Source organism: Clostridium chrysemydis, assembly GCF_015234215.1.
GTDB classification, from domain to species: Bacteria; Bacillota; Clostridia; order Clostridiales; family Clostridiaceae; genus Clostridium; species Clostridium chrysemydis.
Genome location: NZ_JADEKP010000001.1, coordinates 54,966 through 76,681, shown reverse-complemented (window position 1 = coordinate 76,681; position 21,716 = coordinate 54,966). Strand labels below are relative to the sequence as shown.

Below are 21,716 nucleotides of genomic sequence, written 5' to 3'. Positions count from 1 at the left end.
TTTTTTCAAGAAATAAAAAAAATCTGGGCTAAAAGCCCAGATTTAACTACCAATTTAATTATTAAAGTTAATTTTAGTGTTTGGAACTTTGCTTCTAAATACTATTGTAGCAAATAATCCACCTAAAATTGCAGGTACAACCCAATTTAATCCTAGTCCTGATAAAGGAAGTTTGTTTACAAACTCAAAGTTTAATCCATAATTATTTAAAACTGTTAAAAGACTAATTATAAGAGTTACATACGCAGCCCCTTTATAAGTTACATCTCTAGTAAATACACCTTTAAATAAATTCATAACAACTAATACTATTGATACTGGGTATATTAAACTTAAAATCGGTACTGCAATTTGAATTATAGTGTCTACGCCTAAGTTTGACATAACTGCACTGAATAAGCAAATAATAATAACTATAACTTGGTACTTTAATTTTCCTTTAGTTACATCTTCAAAATATTTAGCTGTAACTGAAGTTAATCCTACTGCTGTAGTTAAACAAGCAAATCCCACTACTATAGCAAGTATCATAGTGCCTGTTGTACCTAATAATTGATGTGTAATGTTTACTAATAAAGCTGTTTGAGAAACACTTGTATCATATAATCCTGAAGCTGTAGCTCCTAAATAAGTAAGCCCCCCATAAACTAAAGCAAGTCCAACACAAGCTATAAGGGCTGATTTAGTTGTAAGTCCTAGTAATTCGTTATTTCCGTATCCCTTATTTCTAAAAGCAGTAATAACAAGTGCAACTATTCCACCAATCCCTAGCGCATCCATTGTTTGATATCCTTGAGTTAATCCTGTAACAAATAACTCATTAGAACCTACATTTTCCAATGTACCTATAGGTGAAACTATTCCTTTTATAATTAAAAATGCTAATGCTACAAGTAATATCGGTGTTAAAAACTTTCCTATTATGTCCATAACTTTATTTGGCTTAATGCTTAAAATCAGTACTAAAATAAAGAATATTATTGAAAATACCATAGGATTAAATCCACCAAATAAAGGTTTTATACTCATTTCAAATGTTGTTGCTGCTGTTCTTGGAACTACAAGCATAGGCCCAAGGCATAACATCATTAATATTTCTAAAGTTATTCCAAATTTCTTTCCGGCTCTTCCTACAACGCCTTGAAGTGATCCGCTCTTTGCAACAGCTAAAATTGATAAAAATATTATACCAACATCTGCTACTATAAATCCTAAGAAGCTAGTTCCCCAACTGCTACCTGATGTAAGACCTATAAATGGTGGGAAAATTAAGTTTCCTGCACCAAAAAATATAGAGAAGAGTGCAAATCCAACTATTAGTATATCTTTGTTCTTTTTCATAATATAACCCCATCTCTCTGTTTTGAATTAATTTCATTTTTTCCTTTGCTTATTAATAATCCCTTAATAATTATGCACTATTATACTCACTCTTTAAATTTTTTTCAACTTTTTTCGATTGATTTGTAAATAAAAAGGTTAAAATTATAAATTTTATAATTTTAACCCTTACCAAATATTAATCTATTATATTCATTTTTAACTATCTTTTCTAAAAACTCGGTGTAAAGACTGTATCACCACTATAATTACCAAGTTCTTGAACTCTTTTACCTTCGATTAAAAACATAACTTTATCAATTCCAAGTTCTTTATTTAAACAAAGAGTATTAACTATGGAAAAAATCTTAGCAGTACTTCCCGCAGAAGTATTATGTTGTGGGTTATTAAATTCTTTTCCCATATCAACCGTCGCCACTCTTTCTTTTACAGTAACGCTTGAAACTCCTACATTTTTTGAAAGTCCAACTAATGGATGATTTCTTAATTTAATAACAATATCCTTTAGTCTATCTAAATTAGCTTCTGACTTTTCAGTAATCCAAATATCCTTTTCAACATTATATAGATGTAACGTAATTGGGATAATTTTGTTTTTTGGATTTTCTACTGGTTTTTGTATTGGTTTTTCTACTTTTCCACTAACTTTTGATTCTTCTTTTGCCGTCGCTTTTTTTACAGGTGTTGATTCTTTTTTTAATTTTTCTTTTTTTGGTTCAGCTTTATCTAGCTCTTCTTTGCTTTTCGTATTAGTCTCTGCATCACTCTTTTTAGAAATATCTTCTTTTAATTGCTCTTTTTCTTTATTTTCTTTTTCCGTAGTATCTGAAATCTCAATTTTTTCAGCTATAGATATTTGTTCTTCTTTATTTGTACATCCTACAAATAAAGTTAAAGACGCTAAAACCGTTATTAAAAATATTTTTCTCATACTTCCCCCCAGAAAAAATTATATATTTTATAAAAATAATTTATCATATCCAGTTCTATTTTTTATTAAAATATTGTACTTTTACGAACTAAATAGTTGCTTTTATGATTCTTTTCTATATTTTTAATAATTATTAAACTTCTACATTTATTTTCGACATTAAATAAATTTCTATATTTTTGCTTGTAGGTTAACACATAGTATAAACTCCCCTACAACATTGTTTTGCTTCCTTGTTGGTATTTTACTAAAATCACCTGAATAAAGGCATTTTTTTATGTCCATAATCAAAATATATAAAATTTTCAAGAATTTTTCGAGGTGAGATTATGGTACATACATCTACTTGTCCACATTGCAATTCAAAACACTTTATTAAATACGGGAAATATAGGAATGTCCAAAGGTATCAATGCAAAGATTGTCTTAAAACCTTTAACGAAGGAACTGGACTTGTTTGGCATAACACTAGAAAGAGTGTTGACCTTTGGGACAAATATACTCGTCTTATGTTATCTGGTGCCACAATACGAGATTGCGCAGATAAACTAGATATTTGCATAGAAACTTCTTTTAGGTGGAGACATAAAATCTTAAAGCATATCGGAACTTATACAGCTTCTAGAAGAACTCATATAGTTACAGCTATGAGACATACTAAGTTTTTAGAAAACTTTAAGGGGCAAAAGATTCCCCCCATTTGCACTATTTCTAGAAGAAAAAATATCTTTGTAGCTACTACTATAAATAAAAATAATTACTCTCTAGCTAAGATATCCTTTGATTCTATGAGCCCTACAAAAGAATCTATAGAGAATTTATTAAATGAGTTTAAACCTGTATTTAACACTTATTTCCTGCCAGGAAAAGATAGGTTTTCTTATCTTGTATCAAAAAAATTAAACTACTTTCTTCATAAAAAGAAAGAATTAGAAATCTCTAGAGAAGAAAGTGAAATTTTGCTTAGTAACTGCTCCAATTTTATATTGAATTTGAGAAGATGGCTTAGAAGATTTAGAAGCGTTGCTACAAAGTATCTTCAGGTTTATTTAAATTGGTTTGTTTATATTTATGAGGGATCTTATGAAAAACATACTGTTTTATCTAATTTAATAAGCTCGATTTTTTGTGTTAAAGTGCTTTAATTTTCATTATATATTAGTCCTAGTATAATTATATTTTGATAACTCACCCTTAGCTATTCTACTTGTCCACATTTAATCATTTTATAAAGCATGTCTTAATAATTTTTACTTGTCCAAAATATTAAAAATTTAACCAAATATAGCAAAAATCCCTTGTACCAATAATATCTCGTAACAATGGTGTAGTTTTTTTAAATTTTTATATTTAGTTATAACCGCAGGCTGAATTCTATTTATTCCCAAATAAAAAAAGACCACTCCTTTTCAGAGTGATCTTTTAAAAATTTATTTAATTCCATTTTTAACAGTGCTTCTATAGCCTACATATGTAGCAACGAAATATCCTCCGTATACTACAACCATTATTACAACAGTTAGTAATGATGACATACCTATATCTGGTTTGTTAAATAATGAAAGGAAGTCATTGACAACTTTAATCGCAACAACTGAGTGCATTAAAGCAACTATAAGTGGTAATCCAAAGTATATGCTTACTTGCTTAAATATAGCTTTGTTTATCATACCCTCTGAAACACCAATTCTTCTTAACGATTTATATCTTTCTAAACTATCGCTAGCTTCTGATAATTGTTGAAGTGCTAAAATAGCTGTACTAGTAATTAAGAATATTATTCCAAGATATATTCCTATAAATAGTATTGTACTTGTCATACCATTACTTTGATTATAAATCTCTGTTCTTGTCATTCCATTTATAAAATCAATGTTCTTGATTTTACCATCTCTAATTGCTGTAAATGTAGTTTGAGCTTTAGCCTCATCCCCTTTATCAGCAAAGTTTATGTTCATTATTTCAGAAGAAGGTTTTATATTTTTAACAACGTTATCTGGAACAATTAATGTTAGTATATTTGATTCCATTACTGTACTTTCAAACCCTTCATTTATAACTTCTTTATTTTGAATCGAATAATCTTTTCCATCTATTTTTATCTTCTCATTTGATGCTTTTTCTAAAGCATCTATTATTTCTTTTTTCTCAGAAGAAACTAAAACTTTTCCTTCTTCAAGATTTATTCCTTCTTTTCCTTGTAAACCTCTTAATTGATTAAAAGAAGTTATAGTTATAGCCATCACCGGCATCTTATTTTCTTCTAAAGTCTTTTTAACTGTGCCATCAGCTATATATTTACCAACTATATCTATACTTGGTGTACCCTCTAAATAATATTCATTAAAAGTTACTTGCTTATCATTTGATCCTAAATTTATTCCTGCCTTTTTAAGATTTTTTGATATACTAGGTATTGATCCATCTCTATCTTGGAAAGAAGTTATACTAGCTCCATATGGCGTAGTTTTTTCTAATCCTTTTTCTAAAGCATTCTTAAAGCTTAGTCCTGTTGATAACGTACCAATTGTTAAAAATAACATAAGTGAAATTACTGTCATTGAAATAAAGTTAGTATTTATTTTGCTATTTATTTGTCTTAAAGTAAATATATTTAATCCTTTTAAATATACATTTTTATTTTTTTGAATTAAGTTTAAAACAAATCCTGCTAAACTAAAGAATATTCCTAGCGTTGCAACTACTCCAAACACTATAGATAACTTAAATTTAAAGTCTGATGGGTTAAGCCCTGCCTTAATTACAAAACTATATGCTACTGCTAATAAAGCTATTGAAATTATAAATATAATTCCATTTACTATAGGACTCTTAACCTTAATATTTTCACTTTTTCTTGCTGCTGTTAACATATCAATAAGCTTGTATTTTGAAATAACAACTGAGTTAAATATCATAACTAATACGAATATTATTCCAAAGTATATAACCGTTTTGACTATGGCATCTACTGATAATAAAAATTTATATTCACTAAGTGAAACTGTAAATAATTTTGCTGCAAATAATGATATTACCTGAGAAAGTCCTATCCCTACTATAAGTCCCACTACTAACGAAAAAATACCAACTACTGCTGTTTCGTAAGTTAATATTTTTGCAATATTACTTTTTTTCATACCTAAAGTCATATAAACTCCAAGCTCTTTTTTACGCTTTTTAACTAAAAAGTTATTTGCATAAAGTATTAGTCCACCTAAAATGAATGAAATAAATATTGAAACACCTGATATAAGTTGTTGCAATAGCTGTATGTATTGCGCCTTACTTGATGCCATATCAGAAAATGCTTTCTGATCTCCTACTGAGTTAAAGGCATAGAATATACAAACACCTAAGGTAAGTGTTAAAAAGTATATTGAATAGTCTTTAAAACTCTTTCTTACGTTTCCTATCGCTAATTTTAAGTACATTAGATTTCTCCCTCCCCTAGAAGAGTTACTGTATCCATAATTTCATCAAAGAATTCTTTTCTAGTTTTGTTTCCTTTTACTAGTTCTTTAAATAGCTTACCATCTTTTATAAATAAAATTCTATTTGCATAACTTGCTGTGAATCCATCATGTGTAACCATAAGTATTGTAGCATTTAATTCTTTGTTTATGCTCTCAAAACTTTCAAGTAGTTTTCTTGCTGATTTTGAATCAAGTGCTCCTGTAGGTTCGTCTGCTAAAACTACGTTAGGTTCTGTAACTATCGCTCTAGCGCAAGCAACCCTTTGCTTTTGTCCTCCAGATACTTGGTATGGAAATTTATTTAGCATTGCATCAATTCCAAGTCTTTTTGCTATATCTCTAACTTTTCTATCTATTTCTCTTGGCTTTTTACCTTGAATTGTAAGCGCTAATGCTATATTTTCGTATATTGTTAAAGTGTCTAAAAGATTATAATCTTGGAATATAAATCCTAACTTATCACGTCTAAATTCTTCAAGTTTTCTTCCTTTTAATTTAGTTTCGTCTTCACCATCTAATAGTATTTGACCTCTTGTTACTGTGTCAATAGTTGATATGCAGTTAAGAAGTGTTGTTTTACCACTTCCTGAAGGTCCCATTATTCCAACAAATTCACCTTCTCTTACATCAAAGCTTACTCCCTTTAATGCTCTAGTTATGTTATCTTTGTTTCCATAAAATTTTTCTATATCCTTAACTTCTAAAATGTTTTTCATAATTTAACTCCCCTTACGTTTCGTTCTCTATGTATATTATAATACTCCCTTTTATGCTTTAATCATATTTAAATACCTTACAGTTACCTTTCAATTTTGTAAGGTATCATATATAAAAATAAGGATATTAGAACCCTAATATCCTTACTTTTATATAGTAATTATTTTAACTATTTATTTTTTGAAACTATTTTTAACAGTTCCTTTATATCCTAAATATGTTGCTATAAAGTATGCTCCATAAACAGCTACCATTAATGCTGTGGTAATTAAAGATGATACTCCAATATCAGCTTGGTTACCTGATGTTAAATATTTATTTACAACATTTATTCCAACTACAGAGTGGATTAATGCCATTATAAGAGGTAATCCAAAGTAAATACTAACTTGAGTAAATATTGATTTATCAATCATACTCCCATCTACACCTATTCTTCTTAATGATTTATATCTACTAATGCTATCATTTGCTTCTGAAAGCTGTTGAAGTGCAAGTACCGCTGTACTAGTTATTAAGAATATAATCCCTAAGTATATAGCTATAAATAAAATTGTACTTGTTGATGCAACAGATTGATCATATACTTCTATTTTTGTGTGCCCTGAAATATATTGTCTACTATTAGTTTTATCTGCTTCTTTTTTGAACTTATCAAAAAGATTACTATATCTTTCTGATTCTTTTTCATCATTTTTCTTGTGTAAATTTACAGCCATTCTTTTACTGTCTAGCTTTAAACCTTTTATTGCATTGTCTGGAACTATTACAGTTAAATTATTTTCTGCAAATCCGAGACTTAAGAATTCTTGATTTATTACTTCTTTGTTTTGAATTCCATATTCTTTTCCTGAAACTTTTATTTTCTTTTTATTTTCTATAAGACTGTTTATTGAATCTTTAAATTCTGAAATATTTGAAGTTACTAATATTTTATCATTATCTAAAGATATCGGCTCCTTGTCTTCAATCTTTCTTATATTATTATAATCAGTAATCCCAATTGCTCTACCTTTAAATTTCATATCTTTATATTGTTTTTCTGCTTCGCTATCTTTTTTATTTGAAGATATATAATCTGTCATTACCATATCCGGTATAGTATAAATACTATAGAAAGCTGCTTTATCTTCTGGGTTTATCTTAAAGCCTTCTTTATCTAAAGATTCTTTTATAGAGATATCTTCACTTCCATCTCTACAATAAACTGATGATGATATATCAAACGGTGTAGCGTTCTCAAAATCACTCTCTACTGACTTTTTAAAGCTTAATCCAGTTGATAAAGTTACTATAGTTAAAAATAACATAAGTGAAATAACTGTCATTGATATAAAATTAGTATTAATCTTACTGTTTATTTGTCTTAAGGTAAATATATTTAATTTCTTTAAATATATATTTTTGTTCTTTTGAATTAAGTTTAAAAAGAACCCTGATAAGCTAAAGAATATACCTAATGTAGATATTATTCCAAGTACTATAGATACTTTAAATTCTATTTTTTCAGTATTAAGTCCAGCTTTAAAAACAAGTTTATATGCTAAAGCTAAAATGCAAGCTGAAACTATAAAAATAATAGCATTTTTTATAGGGCTTTTTATTTTTATGTTTTCATTCTTTTTAGATGCATTTAATATATCTATAAGTTTGTACTTAGAAATAGAAAGTGAATTAAATATCATAACTATAATAAATACTGTACTAAATGCAATTGTAGTTTCAATTATTGCACTTACAGATATAAAGAAGCTATAATTACTAACTGTAAATGTAAATAATTTTGATGCAAAAACTGATATTAACTGTGATAAACCAAAACCTACTAAAAGCCCTACTATTAATGATATTATCCCAACTAATATTGTTTCATAAGTTAAAATTCTAGATATTTTCCCTTTGCTCATACCAAGAGTCATATAAACCCCTAGTTCTTTTTTACGTTTTTTAACTAAGAAGTTATTTGCATAAATTATTAAACCACCTAAAATTATTGTAATAAATATAGATGTCGCTCCTATTAGAGCTTGAAGAAGCTTTGCATATTGAGCTTTGTTTTCAGCCATATCTGTAAATGCCTTTTGATCTCCTATAGAGTTAAATGCATAGAATATACAAACACCTAAAGTAAGTGTTAAAAAGTATATTGAATAATCTTTAAAACTCTTTTTTATGTTTCCAAGTGCTAATTTAAAATACATTTTTAAGCCTCCTCACCTAGAAGAGTTACTGTATCCATAATCTCATCAAAGAATTCTTTTCTAGTTTTATTTCCTTTTATTAATTCTTTAAAAAGACTTCCGTCTTTTATAAATAAAATTCTGTTTGCATAACTTGCTGTGAATCCATCATGTGTAACCATAAGTATTGTAGCTTGTAACTCTTTGTTTATGCTCTCAAAACTTTCAAGTAGTTTTCTTGCTGATTTTGAATCAAGTGCTCCTGTAGGTTCGTCTGCTAAAACTACGTTTGGCTCTGTAACTATAGCTCTAGCACAAGCTACCCTTTGCTTTTGCCCTCCTGATACTTGATATGGAAATTTATTTAGCATTGCATCAATTCCAAGTCTTTTTGCTATCTCTTTTACTTTTTTATCTATTTCTCTTGGTTTTTTACCTTGAATTGTAAGCGCCAAAGCTATATTTTCGTAGATTGTTAAAGTATCTAAAAGGTTATAATCTTGAAATATAAACCCTAACTTATCACGTCTAAACTCTTCAAGTTTTCTTCCTTTTAATTTAGTTTCATCTTCACCATCTAATAAAATTTGGCCAGTCGTTACTGTGTCAATAGTTGATATACAGTTAAGAAGTGTTGTTTTACCGCTTCCTGAAGGTCCCATTATTCCGACAAACTCACCTTCTCTTACATCAAAGCTTACTCCCTTTAAAGCCATTGTCCTATTTTCTTTATTTCCATAAATTTTCTCTATATTTTTAACTTCTAATATATTTTTCATTTTTATTCTCCTTCTCTTTTGTTAATTACTTTCTACTTTTCAAAAGTATATTTATAGTATTTTTATAACCGATATATGTTAGGTAAAAATATCCAAAATATATAGCTAAAACTACTAAAGCTATAAATGTAGTTGTCGTGCTTATAAGCGAACTATTATCCACAAAAATGCTTTTATTAATTGCACTAATCCCTATGATTGAATGTATTGAAGCTACCAAAAGTGGTAATCCAAAGAAAATACTCATTTGAATTAGTATTGATTTATTTATCATTTTTTTTGGAGTACCTATTCTTTTTAAAGCTGAATATCTATCTATGCTATCTGTTGCTTCTAATAATTGTTGAAGTGAAAGTACAGCGGTGCTTGCTATTAAAAATACTATACCTATATAAATCGCTATAAATGTTATTACAGCCATATTTTCATTATTATCTTTTATAGCATCCTCCTTAGTTACTCCATAAAAGTTGTTACCATTTTTGCTTTTAAAAAATATACCATCTTTATCAAATATATTTTTAACCTTTAATAATTCTTCATTATTTAGATCTAAATTAATATCTGTTTCACTTGCTTTTAAACCTTTTAATGAACTATCTGGAAGTACTATTGTAAATCTATTACTATTTAATCCTGTACTATTAAATGATTCATCAATAACCTTTTCATTTTTCATCTTATAATTATGTCCATTTACCTGTATTTTTGTTTTAGTTTTTAAAAGTTCATTTATAAAATTATCTAAATCATCTGAATTTGATGTAACTAATATTTCATCTTTATTTAAATGTTCTTTTTCTTGTTTATTGAATTCTTTTATTTTATTATAATCACTTAGTTTAATCGCAGAAGTTATTACACTTCTATCAATAGTAGTATCTGTTCCTGTAGCATTTTCAACAATTTTCTTTAACCTAATATCTTTTAATTTATAAATATCTATTGAAACTATTTTTGATTTATTTAAATCTATATCTTCTTTAAAGATACTTTTTAAAATACTATAAGTAGATTCTTTATATTTTAATTCTCCCGTCAATGACAAATCATAAGGAGTTACTTTTCTTATCGCTTTATCATAACTACTTTTAATACTAAAACTCGCTACTAAAGATACACATGTTAAAGATAACATCAATGTTATAACTGCCATAGAAATAAAGTTCGTATTTATTTTGTTATTTATGCCTCTTAAAATAAAACTATTTAGACCTATAAAATAAATTTTCTTATTCTTTTTAATTAGATATATCATTGAACCTGTTAAGCTAAAAAACAAAAGAATAGTTCCAATTATCCCAAGTAATATTGAAATTGGAAATTCTATAGCTTCTAAATCTAATCCTACTTTTAATATTAATTTATAAGCAATAAATATAATTATTACCGACAAAACAAATAAAATAAAAATAACAAATTGATTTTTTATTTTAAACTTTTCACCTTTTTTCTCTTCTATCAATAAATCTATTAACTTATATTTTGATATTGAAATTACATTAAATACAATTACAAAAACAAATATTATGCCGAAATATATGATTGTTTTTATTATTGAACTAACTGATATTATGAAGTTATATTTATCTACCTGTATTTCAAAAATACTTGTAGATATAACTGAAATAATTTGAGATAAAACTATTCCAATTAAAAGCCCCCCAATCAATGATATTGCTCCAACTAAAAAAGTTTCATACGTTAATATCCTTGAAATATTCTTTTTTCTCATTCCTAGAGTCATATATACCCCTAATTCTTTTTTTCGTTTCTTAATTAAGAATTTATTAGCATACACAATTAAGCCTCCAAGTATAAATGAAACGAAAACTGATATTCCTGATGTCAAATCGTTTAACAATTTAATATAGCCGAATGTCTTTTCTCCTGCATTATTAAATAAACTCTGGTCTCCAATAGAATTAAAAGCATAAAATATACAAACTCCAAGTGTCAATGTAAGAAAATATACAAAGTAATCTTTAAAACTTTTTCTTACATTACTTATTGCTAACTTAAAATACATTTCGTCCTCCCAAATGACTAATTAATCACATTAATCATATTGTTTCTTTTAAAACTTAATATTACTCTTTTAAGTTATCCCTCCTCTTAGTGACTTCCCAATCGTCATATACATAATATAATTTTTTTTGAAAAGTCCATATTTATCTTTATTACATTTATCTTTCATTTTTGTAAGAAACAAAAAAAGATAGCTAAATGACACAATCCAATTTAAATTGGATTGTATCAAAAAGCTATCTTTTTTTAATATTTAACTTGCAATTAAAGCGCCTGATAATTCTACACGCTGTGGTTTTCCTGTCATCTCTATTGCTTTATTTATTTCTTCTTGTAATTTTTCTTTAGTTTCACTGCATTTAACTAAATCTATATCTATTATTATTGATTTACCTTTAATTTTAACTGCCGTTTTAGTACCCTCTGTTATTTTACCTGTTTCAAAATTATAACCATTTAAAGATTTACCTTCGCTTATAGAAATAACATACCCTAAAAACGCTAAACTTGCCGGTCTTCTTCCGTACTTACCGCCTTGGATACTTATCTTTCCAAATTTTTTTACAAACTCCGGAACATCCGCTTCTTTTAGAGCACCTTCTTTAATAAATTCATCTAATGGTTTAAAATTTCCTCGCAATTTTAATCTTTGATCTACCTTTACATTTTTTAAAGCTTTATTTATGGCATTTTCTATTACTTCTCTATCAGATCCGTCATATAAATCTACATTTAAAATTATTTTATCACCATCTATGCATGCGCTTGTACGTGTTCCTCTATCGTACTCACCTATTTCAATAGTATATCCATTTAGTTCTTCGCCAGCATCAAATCCAAATATTAACCCTAAACATTCATAAAGGTTTGGAGTTCTCTCCTCCTCCCCTCCAAACACTTCTGCTGACATATATTTTTTATTTATATTATTTAGCTTATCTTTTTCAGCTAGTTCATTTGATCTATCACCTTCAGGATTTCTTTTAGATGTTTCAGTAATATCTTTTGGATTATCTTTATTTGAAGTTTTATTTAAAACTCCATCATCAATTTTATTTTCATTTTTCACTTCAACTTTATTATCATTATTTATATTTTCATCTTTAGAATTAAATTTATTTGATACCTCTTTAGTTTTTACTTCTGCATTTACTTTAATTGTAGAAATACTTTTCTTTACAGGAATATCATTTAAATCATTTTTATAACTTCTACTATAACTATTTTTAACTTCTAATGCCGGTTCTTTATAAATTTTAGTTTTCTCATTACTTTCCGATTTTTCAGATGATACATTTACTTCGTTATTTTTCTTATCTGTATCTTTTTTAGTTTCATCTTTTTTCTGATCTAAATTAACTTCATTTTGAACTTCTGCACTTTTTACATCATTTGGGACTGCAGCTTCTTTATCCTTTCCGCACCCTGTAATAACCGATGCAATCATAACTGAAGCTAGTATTATACTAATTATTTTTTTACGTTTCATTTGTTCCCCCTATTTCCTTTGTTTTTATTTTAAAGCATTTTTTTCCACTTATATTATCGCCCTTATACTAACGATTTTGAATGCATCTACTTATAATTCATAAAAAGTTAAAAGTCAGCAATTAATTTGCTGACTTTTAATATCTTAAACACCCATAGGTTTTAATACTCTAGTGTTATCTATAGGTCCTATAGTTTCTGATTTTTTTCCATCTATTAAAAACATAACGCCGTCTATTCCTAAATTCTTATTTAAGCATAAAGTGTTTACTATAGAATATACTTTAGCTGTTGCCCCTGCTGAAGAGTTTGTTTGGGGGTCTAAAAATTCACGGCCTAAATCTACTGTTGCTATTTTATCTTTTATAGTTACGCTATAAACTTTAGTTTTTTTAGGAATACCGCTTTTTTTGTTATTTCTTACTTCTATTACTAGGTCTTTAATTCTATCTGATTTAACCTTAGTTTTTTCTTTTACCCATTTATCATTTACAACGTCATAAAAGTACATATTTACATTTAAAGTTTTTACTTTGCTTTCTTCAGGGTCTTTTTTATCAGTTACTTCAGTTTTAGAACCATTACTATCTTCCTTTTCTTTTACTGTATTATCATTTGTCTTATCTTTATTTTCATTTTCTTTTATTTCTTCTTTAGGCTTTTCTTTTTCATCACTACTAGTTTGTTCTGTAGTTTGAGCTCCTTCTTCCTTAGGACTCGCATCCTTTTTTTCACCACACCCTACTAAAATAAACATAGACATAATCAAAATTAAAGATAGTATCTTTTTCATAATTAATCTCCTCCCATTTTAAAATAATTTAAAAGACTATTATTAAATAACCAATTTATTTTTGAAAAAAGAGAATTTATGATTAGTTTTCTATATCTTTATTATACCAAATTTATCCTAATTTTAAACTACTTCCTAAAATTTCACTCTTCTTTCCTATATTTAATCTATATCCATTAAATAACATCCATATTCTAAATTCTTTAAATTTAATAAGCTATTTCCTTTAAACTCCTTTCATTAATAATAAATTTCTCTAAGGTTTTAAATATCATATAAAGTTTATTCTCATTTAACTCGATAACATTATTTGGGAAGCAAAGGAGGAAGGCTATGAAAAAAATATCTACTAAAGTGATGTTTTCAATACTTTTTTGTTGTATTGTTACATCTATAATAATCACAACTACAAGTACTATTAAAAGTAAGTCTTTATTTAAAGAACAGGCTACTAGTAATATGGAATTACTATCTAAAACTAATGCCGATTCTATAGATGACGTCTTAAATAAAACTATGAACTATGCAAATAGCATTGATCTTTTAGTATCTAATGTTTTTGATGAAGGAAAGCTAGATAAAAACGACAAGTACATAACTGATTTCACTAATATGCTAGATCCATACATAAAAAACATTGCAAAAGATTATAATGATGCACTCGGGGTAGCTCTTATAATTAACCCTGAACTTACTGACAAAACTCATCAAATAATCTATGAAAGAGATACTTTAGGCGGACCTTTAGTTAAAAAGAATAAATTTACTAAAGATCAATTTAAACCTGATGCTCCGGATATGCAGTGGTATTATAACCCTGTAAATTCTAAATCTCCTATTTGGAGCGACGCTCATACTGATGCTCACTCTTCTAATATGAGAATGTCTTACACTATGCCTATATATTCAAATGATAAATTGATTGGTGTTATTGCTATAGACTTATTTTTTGATAAGTTTAAAGAAATGATAGACAATGTAAAAGTATTTGATGACGGTTATGCTTTTTTAACTAATAAAGATTTGAACTTTATAGTAAATAAAAATGCAAAACCAGATGAATCTTTAAAAAACACTTTAGGTGTTGATTTAAAAATAGGCGATAAAACTACAGGTACAGAGGAAGTTAATGCTAATGGTAAAAAAGCTATCCTAAGTTACACTAAACTTACTAATGGAAATATTATGGCTATAATAGCAAATGAAAATGATATATTCAGCAGCATTAATAAAGGTATTATGGTTAACGTTCTTATAACTGTTATTATCTGCATAATAGTTGCAATAATAGCTTTATATATTTCTAGAAAAATAACTGACCCTATAAATTTCCTTTCTACTTTAGTTAATACTACAGCTAATTTAGATTTAAAGGATAAGGATGAATATAATAATTATAAATTCCCCGAAGATGAAACTGGAATTATGGGAAATGCTGTTCTTCATTTAAGAAAAGTTCTTAAAGAAAGCATGTCTCACATAAAAGAATGTTCTGATAGCACATTCTCTCAAGCAGAGACTTTAAATTCTATAACCCAAGACTTAAAAGAATCTTCTGTAAGCATTAATCAAACTGTTATGGAACTTGCAAACGGAGCTCAAGAGCAAGCTAGCGAGGCTCAAAAAGGTTCTGAAATGTTAGCTGAACTTGCAAGTAGAGTTGATAGTGCAGTTAATTCAGTTGAAACTATAAAAAATGATTTAAATAAAGTTATTGAATTTAATAATAATGGTGGAGAAGCTATGAAAGACTTAGTAAGCAAGTTAGATTTAACTACTTCTATGGGAATAGCTACAACTGAGAATGTTAAAATTTTAGCAGAGAAATCTAAATCTATAGGAAATATAGTAGTTGCTATAAATTCTATTTCAGAACAAACTAACCTTTTATCATTAAATGCAGCAATAGAAGCTGCAAGAGCTGGTGAAGCTGGTAAAGGCTTTGGTGTTGTAGCTGAAGAGATTAGAAAACTTTCAGAAGAAACTTCTCGTTCTACTAACGAAATCGAAGTTATCATAAATGATATTTGCAAAAATATTGATAATATCGAAAAAGTAATAGGTGATTCTAATGACACTATTAAAGAAGCTAATATATCTATGGATGTATCTTCAAAGGTATTTGATGATTTAAGTAATTCATTTAAATCTATGGCAAGTAAAATAATTACCCTTGCAAAAGATATGGATAATATAGAAAGTTCAAAAGCTGATGTGCTTAATTCTATAGAGGGAATCACAGCTATTTGCGAAGAGTCAGCTGCTGCAACTGAAGAAATTTCAGCAACTATTCACTCTCAAGCTGAATCAGTTGATACTGTTTCAAACGCTTCAGAAATTCTTATAAACATAACTGAAAACCTTGAAGAAAATGTTGATAAATTTAAGCTATAAAAATAATATTATTTAAAATTAAAAAAGTCTTTGCAATGAATTTTTGCAAAGACTTTTTTCTTTATTAGTTAAAAATTATTTAAGTAGAAGCTTTTTTAAATTATTTTTCTTCTTTTGAAGTTGGTAATATAACTTCAACTTCTGAATGTGGTCTTGGGATAACGTGTACTGAAACTAACTCCCCAACTCTTTGCGCTGCAGCTGCTCCTGCATCTGTTGCAGCTTTAACTGCTCCTACGTCACCTCTAACCATTACAGTTACAAGTCCGCCTCCAACATATTCTTTTCCTATTAAGTAAACATTAGCAGCCTTAACCATTGCGTCAGCAGCCTCTATTGATCCTATTAATCCTTTTGTTTCAATCATTCCTAAAGCATCGTATTTCATATTAAAATCCTCCTAAAAATCCTTTTATTTTTTATTTTAATTTTTTTATAAACTTATTAATGTTTTTTATTTTAAGCGATATTTTTTAAGCGCTTAAAATCTTTATTTTTGATTTTGGTGTTATTCCAAAAGAGTTTGCCTCTTCTACATCTAAGTGGCACTCAAGGCTAAACGAATCGTTAGTTCTAATACTTACGTTATTTAAAACTCCCCCTCTTAAACCTTTTATTTCTATACTAACTATATCCCCATCAGAAACTTTAAAATGCTCTGCATGTTCGTTATTCATGTGGATATGTCTTTGTGCTACTATTACACCTTCTTCTAACTGGACACTTCCTTTAGGTCCAATTAAAGTTATTCCTGATGTATTTTTTAAATCTCCTGAAAGTCTAACGCTTGGTGAAACTCCAGTAGCTCTACAATCACCTATAGATAATTCTACTTGTGTCTTACTTCTAACTGGGCCAAGCACTCTTATCTTTTCTAAAGATCCTCTAGGACCACATACAGTTACAGTTTCTTTGCAAGCATACTGTCCTTTTTGTGATAAATCCTTAAATTTTGTTAATTCATATCCTTCTCCAAAAAGCATTTCAACATGTTTTTTTGAAAGATGTATATGTCTATTTGAGATTCCAACTGGGATCTCAAAAGAATCTTTAACTTCTTTTTTCTTTTCTTCACTTTCCTTAACTGCTGTAAGTAAAAGTTTTAATACTTCATCTAAATTTTCCATGTTTAAATCTACCTCTTCATAGTTTCTACTTTTTCATAGTAGCTATGATTTTATTTACTAAGTCCATCACTTCTTCGTTATCTAAGTTATTAACTTTTTCTACGATTGTCTCATCTATAGTTACAGGTTTTTCTGATTTTCTTTGAATCTCAGCTGGACTTAAGTTCATTTCCCCGTATGTTTTATTTGAATTATTACAGCAATTATCAGTGTAATTAGTTTCACAGCAAGTTTTATTGCTATTATTTTCTCTTCCTTTACCGATGGCATCACAATCGATTAAGCCATAAGCAACTCTCTTTATATTTATAAGATGCATTGGAGTTACGTTTTCTGAAACTGAACTTCCTCCCCATGTTCCACATCCTAAAGTGAAAGATGGCATAAGTCCTGTTGAAGCTCCTGTTCCTCCAAATGATCCGCCTGTATTTACTAAAATCCTTGATGCTGGTTTTTTAGCAAACTTTTTAACTATTTCTATATCTTCTGTGTGAATACTCATAGTATGACCTATTCCATTTTGAAGAAGTTCTATACTTAATTCACAAGCTTCCATCCAGTCATTTACTACATAGAATCCAAGAACTGTTGTAAGTTTTTCATAAGATAGAGGGTATTTAGGTCCTACGCCCCCTTGTCTTCCTATTAAAACTTTAGTTCCTTCTGGTACGTAAATGTCTGCAGCTTTTGCAATATATTCTGCGCTTCTTCCAACAAATGCTGCGTTCATAGCGTTCCCTTGCTTAAATAAAAGACTGCAAACTTTATTTGTCTCATCTTCTGTCATAAAGTATCCGCCAGACTTTTTAAGTTCTTCTACAACCTTAGCTTCGTTACAGTATTCGCAGATTATTGATTGTTCTGATGCACATATTGTTCCGTTATCGAAAGTTTTACTAGCTATTATGTTTCTTATAGCTTTTTCAACATTTGCAGTTCTCTCAATATATGCAGGTGAGTTTCCAGCTCCTACTCCAAGTGCTGGTTTTCCTGATGAATAAGCTGCTTTTACCATTCCAGGACCACCTGTTGCTATTATTAAACTTACTTCTTTTGCTTTCATAAGTTCATTTGTAGCTCCTATTGAAGTTAATGTAACACAAGTTATAATATCTTCTGGTGCTCCAGCTTCTACAGCTGCATCGTGCATAAGTTTTGCTGCTGTGCTTGTACATTTAACAGCTGATGGGTGAGGTGAAAATACTATAGCATTTCTTGATTTTATTGCTATTATTGATTTAAATATTGCAGTTGATGTTGGGTTTGTTGAAGGAACTATCCCCATAACTAATCCTACAGGCTCTGCTATATCAATTAATTTATTTTCTTTATCCTCTTTTATAACACCTATAGTTTTCATATCTTTTATTGAGTCATATAAAACCTCTGATGCTAAGTTGTTTTTTGTAGCTTTATCTAAAACTTTACCAAATCCAGTTTCTTCTACAGCCATCTCAGCTAAACATAATTCATTTTCCTTTGCAGCTTTAACCATATTTCTAACTATTTTATCTATTTCTTCTTCGCTAAAATCAGCAATTTTGTTTGCTGCAATCTTTCCTCTTCTTGCTAAGTTTCTAGCTTCTTGTATTGATCTTAAATCTTTATCGAAATTTTCCAAACCAATATTCCTCCTTCTTTAAAGACTATTTTTTATAATGATTTTTAAGTCTATTTAGAAGTGACACCTTATCTGCCTTTGAAATAGCCTTACTTGTAATGTCTAAATCCTTATATTCTTTACAAAGTTTTCTAACTTTAGATACCTTTAAGCTATCTAAATCTTTAAAAGCTTCTTCTAAACCTTTTTCTTTTACAAGCTTGTCTAATTCCTCTTTAGTAATTTCTAGATCTATAATTTTATCTAGAACTTCTAAATCTTCTAAAACTTCTTCTTTAGAGGCCTCTTCTACAGCTTCAGTTACATCTTCTTCTATAACTTCCTCTATAGCCTCTTCTACTACTTCTTCAATTAATTCTTCAAAAACTTCTTCCTCTATAGTTTCTTCTAATCTTTCTATAGCAGGTTTAGTTTCTATTATGCTTTCTATATCTCTATGTGGTCTTGCAATCACATGGTTTGAAACTAAAGCATTACTATCTAATCTATTCACTGCTGAAACTCCAGCATCTACAGCTGATTTAACGGCTCCAACATCACCAGTTACAGTAACTGAAACATACCCTCCGCCTATATATACTTTTTCAAGGATATTAACATTTGCTGATTTAACCATAGCATCAGCCGCTTCAATAGTTGCTAACAACCCTTTAGTTTCTATCATTCCTATTGCTTGCATGATTATCTATCCTCCTTAAGTAATTAAAGTAAATCTGCCCAGTTAGCTGGATATGTTGCGTAGAATAATTTAGCTTTATTAGGCGATCCCCAAACTACTTTAGAGTTTTTAGGAACAAATAACACATCTCCAGCATTTGCTTCATATGTTTTACCATTTATAGAAACAGTTACTGTTCCTTCTATTACGTAATCTATTTCTTCGTAAGTTAGTTCCCACTCAAACTCTGAATCTTCAATTATTAAAAATCCAGCGCTCATCTTAGATTCGTCTTTACTAACTAGCTCTTGGAAAAATACTTTATTATCTGGGTTTCCAGTATCAAAGACATCCATCTTTACTGAATTTCCTCTTACTACTTTTAATCCACTTTCATCTACTGAAGATATAAAGTTTGAACTTTCTCCTGTAGCTAATATTTTTAACATCTCTTGAAGTAAACCTTCATTAACTAACTCTTTAAACATATCTAAAAGCTTCATAGCATCTCCATTTTTTGAAACTATATTTTCTAAGCATTTAGATTCAGCACTAAAAATTTCTTTCTCACTAATTTTTTCTGTAGTAAATGAAATGTTATTATTTTTAGCTATATCTTTAGCTGATGGAGTCAAGATTATATCTTTGTCTATATAGAAAACCTTTTCTCCTGTAGCTAAAAATTCTTCCATATCTTTTGCACAAATTAATCTTTTCACCTTCTCACATCCTTTCAAAGATTATAATTTATTTTATTCGCTGAATTTGCAGTCTTCGTCTATAATCCCTATAACTGCAGCATCAACTGGTATCTCATCATCTTTTAGCATCTTTCTTGCAGATGATCCTGTGCTTACGATAACTCTATCTCCTATCCCAGCCCCAATATTATCTACAACTATGAATCTTCTTCCACTAAAGCTTCCGCCTATTTCCTCAGCTAACATAAACTTAAGTCCATAAAGATTATCCGCTTTTCTAGTTGCCCAGATATTATCTATTAATTTTGCTGTTATCATAAGCCCTTTCCTTCTTTCATCTTTATTTTTATCTCTTCTATTGCAGATTCTACTGATGCTGTGTCTCCAAGAATCGCAATTGAAGTCATATGCTGAGGGCAAGTTCCCTTTATATCTTCAACTATTACCCCTGCTGCTTTTTCAGCAACATCTATCGCATAAATCATCTCTATTAATTTGCCTTGCATAAGGCCTATAGCATCCACATTTTCTATCGCTTCTTTGCCTTCTATTCCCATCCTCTTTATAAGAGCACGTTTTGTCCCTTCTGTAGGTGATTTTATAAGTTTAAAATCCATAGCTTAAAGCTCCCTTTAATCTAAAATCTCACTTGTGCAACTTAGTGCTATTCCAAGCGGCGTAACAAACATAGGATTCTTTGGTTTATGTGTATATACCTTAATCTTATTTTCTATTACCCCTTCAATTCCTGTAAGGCAAGCTGTTCCTCCAACTAATGATATCTCTCTAACGTCTTGCCCGTTTATATGATCATTAATTATTGAACCAACCTTTTCAATTACAGGTTTTAAAACTGGTAATAATTCTTCATGTTTACTATTATCTCTTTTAAATTCATCAGCTTCATCAAAAGTCATTCCGTATGCGCCTGAGATAACTAAGGAGAAGTGAGTTCCCCCTGTTGCCTCGTCTGCAACATAAACTACTTTTCCATCTTTTATAATGGAAGTACCAGTAGTTCCTCCCCCTATATCAACTACAGCTCCGTTTTGAATTTTCAAAACTTCGTTTGCAGCTGTAGGTTCATCTAATAGGTTTGTAAGTTCGAATCCCGCAGCTTGTACAACGTTTTTTATAGCCCCACCGTCTAAGGAATCTGTTCCAGGTGGAATAGCGGCTGCTGCATAAATTAGTTCAGAGTTTAACTTTTCTTCTATCTCTTTTTTTAATTCTCTAACTATTTTTACTGCACCAATATAATCAACTACCATACCGTCTCGTACAACATCAGCATATCTATACGCTCCTGCAACTGGTCTGTAATTTTCATCTAGGACTGCTAAAACTACACACGCAGTTCCAAGGTCCACCCCTGTATAATAAACTGATGACTTTTCTAAGATTGGGTCTTCTATAACCTTCTCGAATTTACTTACTAAATCATCACAGTACTCGAAAGTTTTACTTTTATCACTCAATATT

The 21,716-nt window shown here is 29.0% G+C and carries 19 protein-coding genes; 2 read left to right on the top strand and 17 right to left on the bottom strand.

Annotated features, from left to right (window positions below; translation table 11 throughout):
* Positions 1-54: 54 nt before the first annotated feature.
* Positions 55-1,341, bottom strand: a complete 1,287-nt coding sequence (brnQ, locus tag INR60_RS00370; protein ID WP_194189486.1) for a branched-chain amino acid transport system II carrier protein — start codon at positions 1,339-1,341, stop codon at positions 55-57.
* 211 nt (positions 1,342-1,552) lie between these two features.
* On the bottom strand, positions 1,553-2,272 hold the full coding sequence (locus INR60_RS00365; protein WP_194189485.1) for a GerMN domain-containing protein: 720 nt from the start codon (positions 2,270-2,272) through the stop codon (positions 1,553-1,555).
* 329 nt (positions 2,273-2,601) lie between these two features.
* On the opposite strand from INR60_RS00365, the gene INR60_RS00360 reads away from it, so the two are divergent.
* Entirely contained in the window at positions 2,602-3,417 is an 816-nt protein-coding gene (locus INR60_RS00360; RefSeq protein ID WP_194189484.1) for an IS1/IS1595 family N-terminal zinc-binding domain-containing protein, read from the top strand.
* Between the two features lie 285 nt (positions 3,418-3,702).
* Here INR60_RS00360 and INR60_RS00355 read toward each other — a convergent pair whose 3' ends face one another.
* The 7 genes from INR60_RS00355 to INR60_RS00325 form a co-directional block, all read right to left on the bottom strand.
* Positions 3,703-5,706 carry an FtsX-like permease family protein gene (locus tag INR60_RS00355; protein WP_194189483.1) on the bottom strand — a complete coding sequence of 668 codons (2,004 nt, stop codon included), beginning with the start codon at positions 5,704-5,706 and terminating at the stop codon, positions 3,703-3,705.
* A complete protein-coding gene (locus INR60_RS00350) occupies positions 5,706-6,464 on the bottom strand; it encodes an ABC transporter ATP-binding protein (protein WP_194189482.1) in 759 nt (252 codons plus the stop codon). Before INR60_RS00350 ends, INR60_RS00355 begins: the two co-directional genes overlap by 1 nt.
* Before the next feature lie 174 nt (positions 6,465-6,638).
* Entirely contained in the window at positions 6,639-8,666 is a 2,028-nt protein-coding gene (locus tag INR60_RS00345) for an FtsX-like permease family protein (protein WP_194189481.1), read from the bottom strand.
* Between the two features lie 2 nt (positions 8,667-8,668).
* On the bottom strand, positions 8,669-9,424 hold the full coding sequence (locus INR60_RS00340; RefSeq protein ID WP_194189480.1) for an ABC transporter ATP-binding protein: 756 nt from the start codon (positions 9,422-9,424) through the stop codon (positions 8,669-8,671).
* Between the two features lie 25 nt (positions 9,425-9,449).
* On the bottom strand, positions 9,450-11,453 hold the full coding sequence (locus tag INR60_RS00335; RefSeq protein ID WP_194189479.1) for an FtsX-like permease family protein: 2,004 nt from the start codon (positions 11,451-11,453) through the stop codon (positions 9,450-9,452).
* A 252-nt stretch (positions 11,454-11,705) separates the two neighbouring features.
* A complete protein-coding gene (locus INR60_RS00330) occupies positions 11,706-12,941 on the bottom strand; it encodes a hypothetical protein (protein ID WP_194189478.1) in 1,236 nt (411 codons plus the stop codon).
* A 144-nt stretch (positions 12,942-13,085) separates the two neighbouring features.
* Positions 13,086-13,733, bottom strand: a complete 648-nt coding sequence (locus INR60_RS00325) for a GerMN domain-containing protein (protein ID WP_194189477.1) — start codon at positions 13,731-13,733, stop codon at positions 13,086-13,088.
* 333 nt (positions 13,734-14,066) lie between these two features.
* On the opposite strand from INR60_RS00325, the gene INR60_RS00320 reads away from it, so the two are divergent.
* A complete protein-coding gene (locus INR60_RS00320; RefSeq protein WP_194189476.1) occupies positions 14,067-16,127 on the top strand; it encodes a methyl-accepting chemotaxis protein in 2,061 nt (686 codons plus the stop codon).
* A 100-nt stretch (positions 16,128-16,227) separates the two neighbouring features.
* Here INR60_RS00320 and eutM read toward each other — a convergent pair whose 3' ends face one another.
* The 8 genes from eutM to eutJ all read right to left on the bottom strand — a co-directional run bounded on the left by eutM (position 16,228) and on the right by eutJ (position 21,712).
* On the bottom strand, positions 16,228-16,515 hold the full coding sequence (eutM, locus tag INR60_RS00315; RefSeq protein ID WP_194189475.1) for an ethanolamine utilization microcompartment protein EutM: 288 nt from the start codon (positions 16,513-16,515) through the stop codon (positions 16,228-16,230).
* 85 nt (positions 16,516-16,600) lie between these two features.
* The gene (locus INR60_RS00310) at positions 16,601-17,254 is read right to left on the bottom strand and encodes a phosphate propanoyltransferase (RefSeq protein WP_194189474.1); all 654 of its coding nucleotides are present in this window, start codon (positions 17,252-17,254) and stop codon (positions 16,601-16,603) included.
* Positions 17,255-17,279: 25 nt separating this feature from the next.
* Entirely contained in the window at positions 17,280-18,875 is a 1,596-nt protein-coding gene (locus INR60_RS00305) for an acetaldehyde dehydrogenase (acetylating) (RefSeq protein ID WP_194189473.1), read from the bottom strand.
* Between the two features lie 25 nt (positions 18,876-18,900).
* Positions 18,901-19,554: a BMC domain-containing protein gene (locus INR60_RS17445; protein ID WP_194189472.1), complete on the bottom strand. Its 654-nt coding sequence runs from the start codon at positions 19,552-19,554 to the stop codon at positions 18,901-18,903.
* A gap of 23 nt (positions 19,555-19,577) precedes the next feature.
* A complete protein-coding gene (locus INR60_RS00295; RefSeq protein WP_194189471.1) occupies positions 19,578-20,252 on the bottom strand; it encodes a EutQ-related cupin domain-containing protein in 675 nt (224 codons plus the stop codon).
* Positions 20,253-20,285: 33 nt separating this feature from the next.
* Complete coding sequence (locus INR60_RS00290; RefSeq protein ID WP_194189470.1) at positions 20,286-20,552, bottom strand: EutN/CcmL family microcompartment protein; 267 nt, start codon at positions 20,550-20,552, stop codon at positions 20,286-20,288.
* A complete protein-coding gene (locus INR60_RS00285; RefSeq protein ID WP_194189469.1) occupies positions 20,549-20,851 on the bottom strand; it encodes a BMC domain-containing protein in 303 nt (100 codons plus the stop codon). Before INR60_RS00285 ends, INR60_RS00290 begins: the two co-directional genes overlap by 4 nt.
* Positions 20,852-20,866: 15 nt before the next feature.
* A complete protein-coding gene (gene eutJ / locus INR60_RS00280) occupies positions 20,867-21,712 on the bottom strand; it encodes an ethanolamine utilization protein EutJ (protein WP_194189468.1) in 846 nt (281 codons plus the stop codon).
* Positions 21,713-21,716: the final 4 nt, after the last annotated feature.

Bases quoted from the DNA above. Each gene is read 5' to 3' on its own strand.
- brnQ (WP_194189486.1), bottom strand. From the start codon at position 1,341: ATGAAAAAGAACAAAGATATACTAATAGTTGGATTTGCACTCTTCTCT.
- INR60_RS00365 (WP_194189485.1), bottom strand. From the start codon at position 2,272: ATGAGAAAAATATTTTTAATAACGGTTTTAGCGTCTTTAACTTTATTT.
- INR60_RS00360 (WP_194189484.1), top strand. From the start codon at position 2,602: ATGGTACATACATCTACTTGTCCACATTGCAATTCAAAACACTTTATT.
- INR60_RS00355 (WP_194189483.1), bottom strand. From the start codon at position 5,706: ATGTACTTAAAATTAGCGATAGGAAACGTAAGAAAGAGTTTTAAAGAC.
- INR60_RS00350 (WP_194189482.1), bottom strand. From the start codon at position 6,464: ATGAAAAACATTTTAGAAGTTAAGGATATAGAAAAATTTTATGGAAAC.
- INR60_RS00345 (WP_194189481.1), bottom strand. From the start codon at position 8,666: ATGTATTTTAAATTAGCACTTGGAAACATAAAAAAGAGTTTTAAAGAT.
- INR60_RS00340 (WP_194189480.1), bottom strand. From the start codon at position 9,424: ATGAAAAATATATTAGAAGTTAAAAATATAGAGAAAATTTATGGAAAT.
- INR60_RS00335 (WP_194189479.1), bottom strand. From the start codon at position 11,453: ATGTATTTTAAGTTAGCAATAAGTAATGTAAGAAAAAGTTTTAAAGAT.
- INR60_RS00330 (WP_194189478.1), bottom strand. From the start codon at position 12,941: ATGAAACGTAAAAAAATAATTAGTATAATACTAGCTTCAGTTATGATT.
- INR60_RS00325 (WP_194189477.1), bottom strand. From the start codon at position 13,733: ATGAAAAAGATACTATCTTTAATTTTGATTATGTCTATGTTTATTTTA.
- INR60_RS00320 (WP_194189476.1), top strand. From the start codon at position 14,067: ATGAAAAAAATATCTACTAAAGTGATGTTTTCAATACTTTTTTGTTGT.
- eutM (WP_194189475.1), bottom strand. From the start codon at position 16,515: ATGAAATACGATGCTTTAGGAATGATTGAAACAAAAGGATTAATAGGA.
- INR60_RS00310 (WP_194189474.1), bottom strand. From the start codon at position 17,254: ATGGAAAATTTAGATGAAGTATTAAAACTTTTACTTACAGCAGTTAAG.
- INR60_RS17445 (WP_194189472.1), bottom strand. From the start codon at position 19,554: ATGCAAGCAATAGGAATGATAGAAACTAAAGGGTTGTTAGCAACTATT.
- INR60_RS00290 (WP_194189470.1), bottom strand. From the start codon at position 20,552: ATGATAACAGCAAAATTAATAGATAATATCTGGGCAACTAGAAAAGCG.
- INR60_RS00285 (WP_194189469.1), bottom strand. From the start codon at position 20,851: ATGGATTTTAAACTTATAAAATCACCTACAGAAGGGACAAAACGTGCT.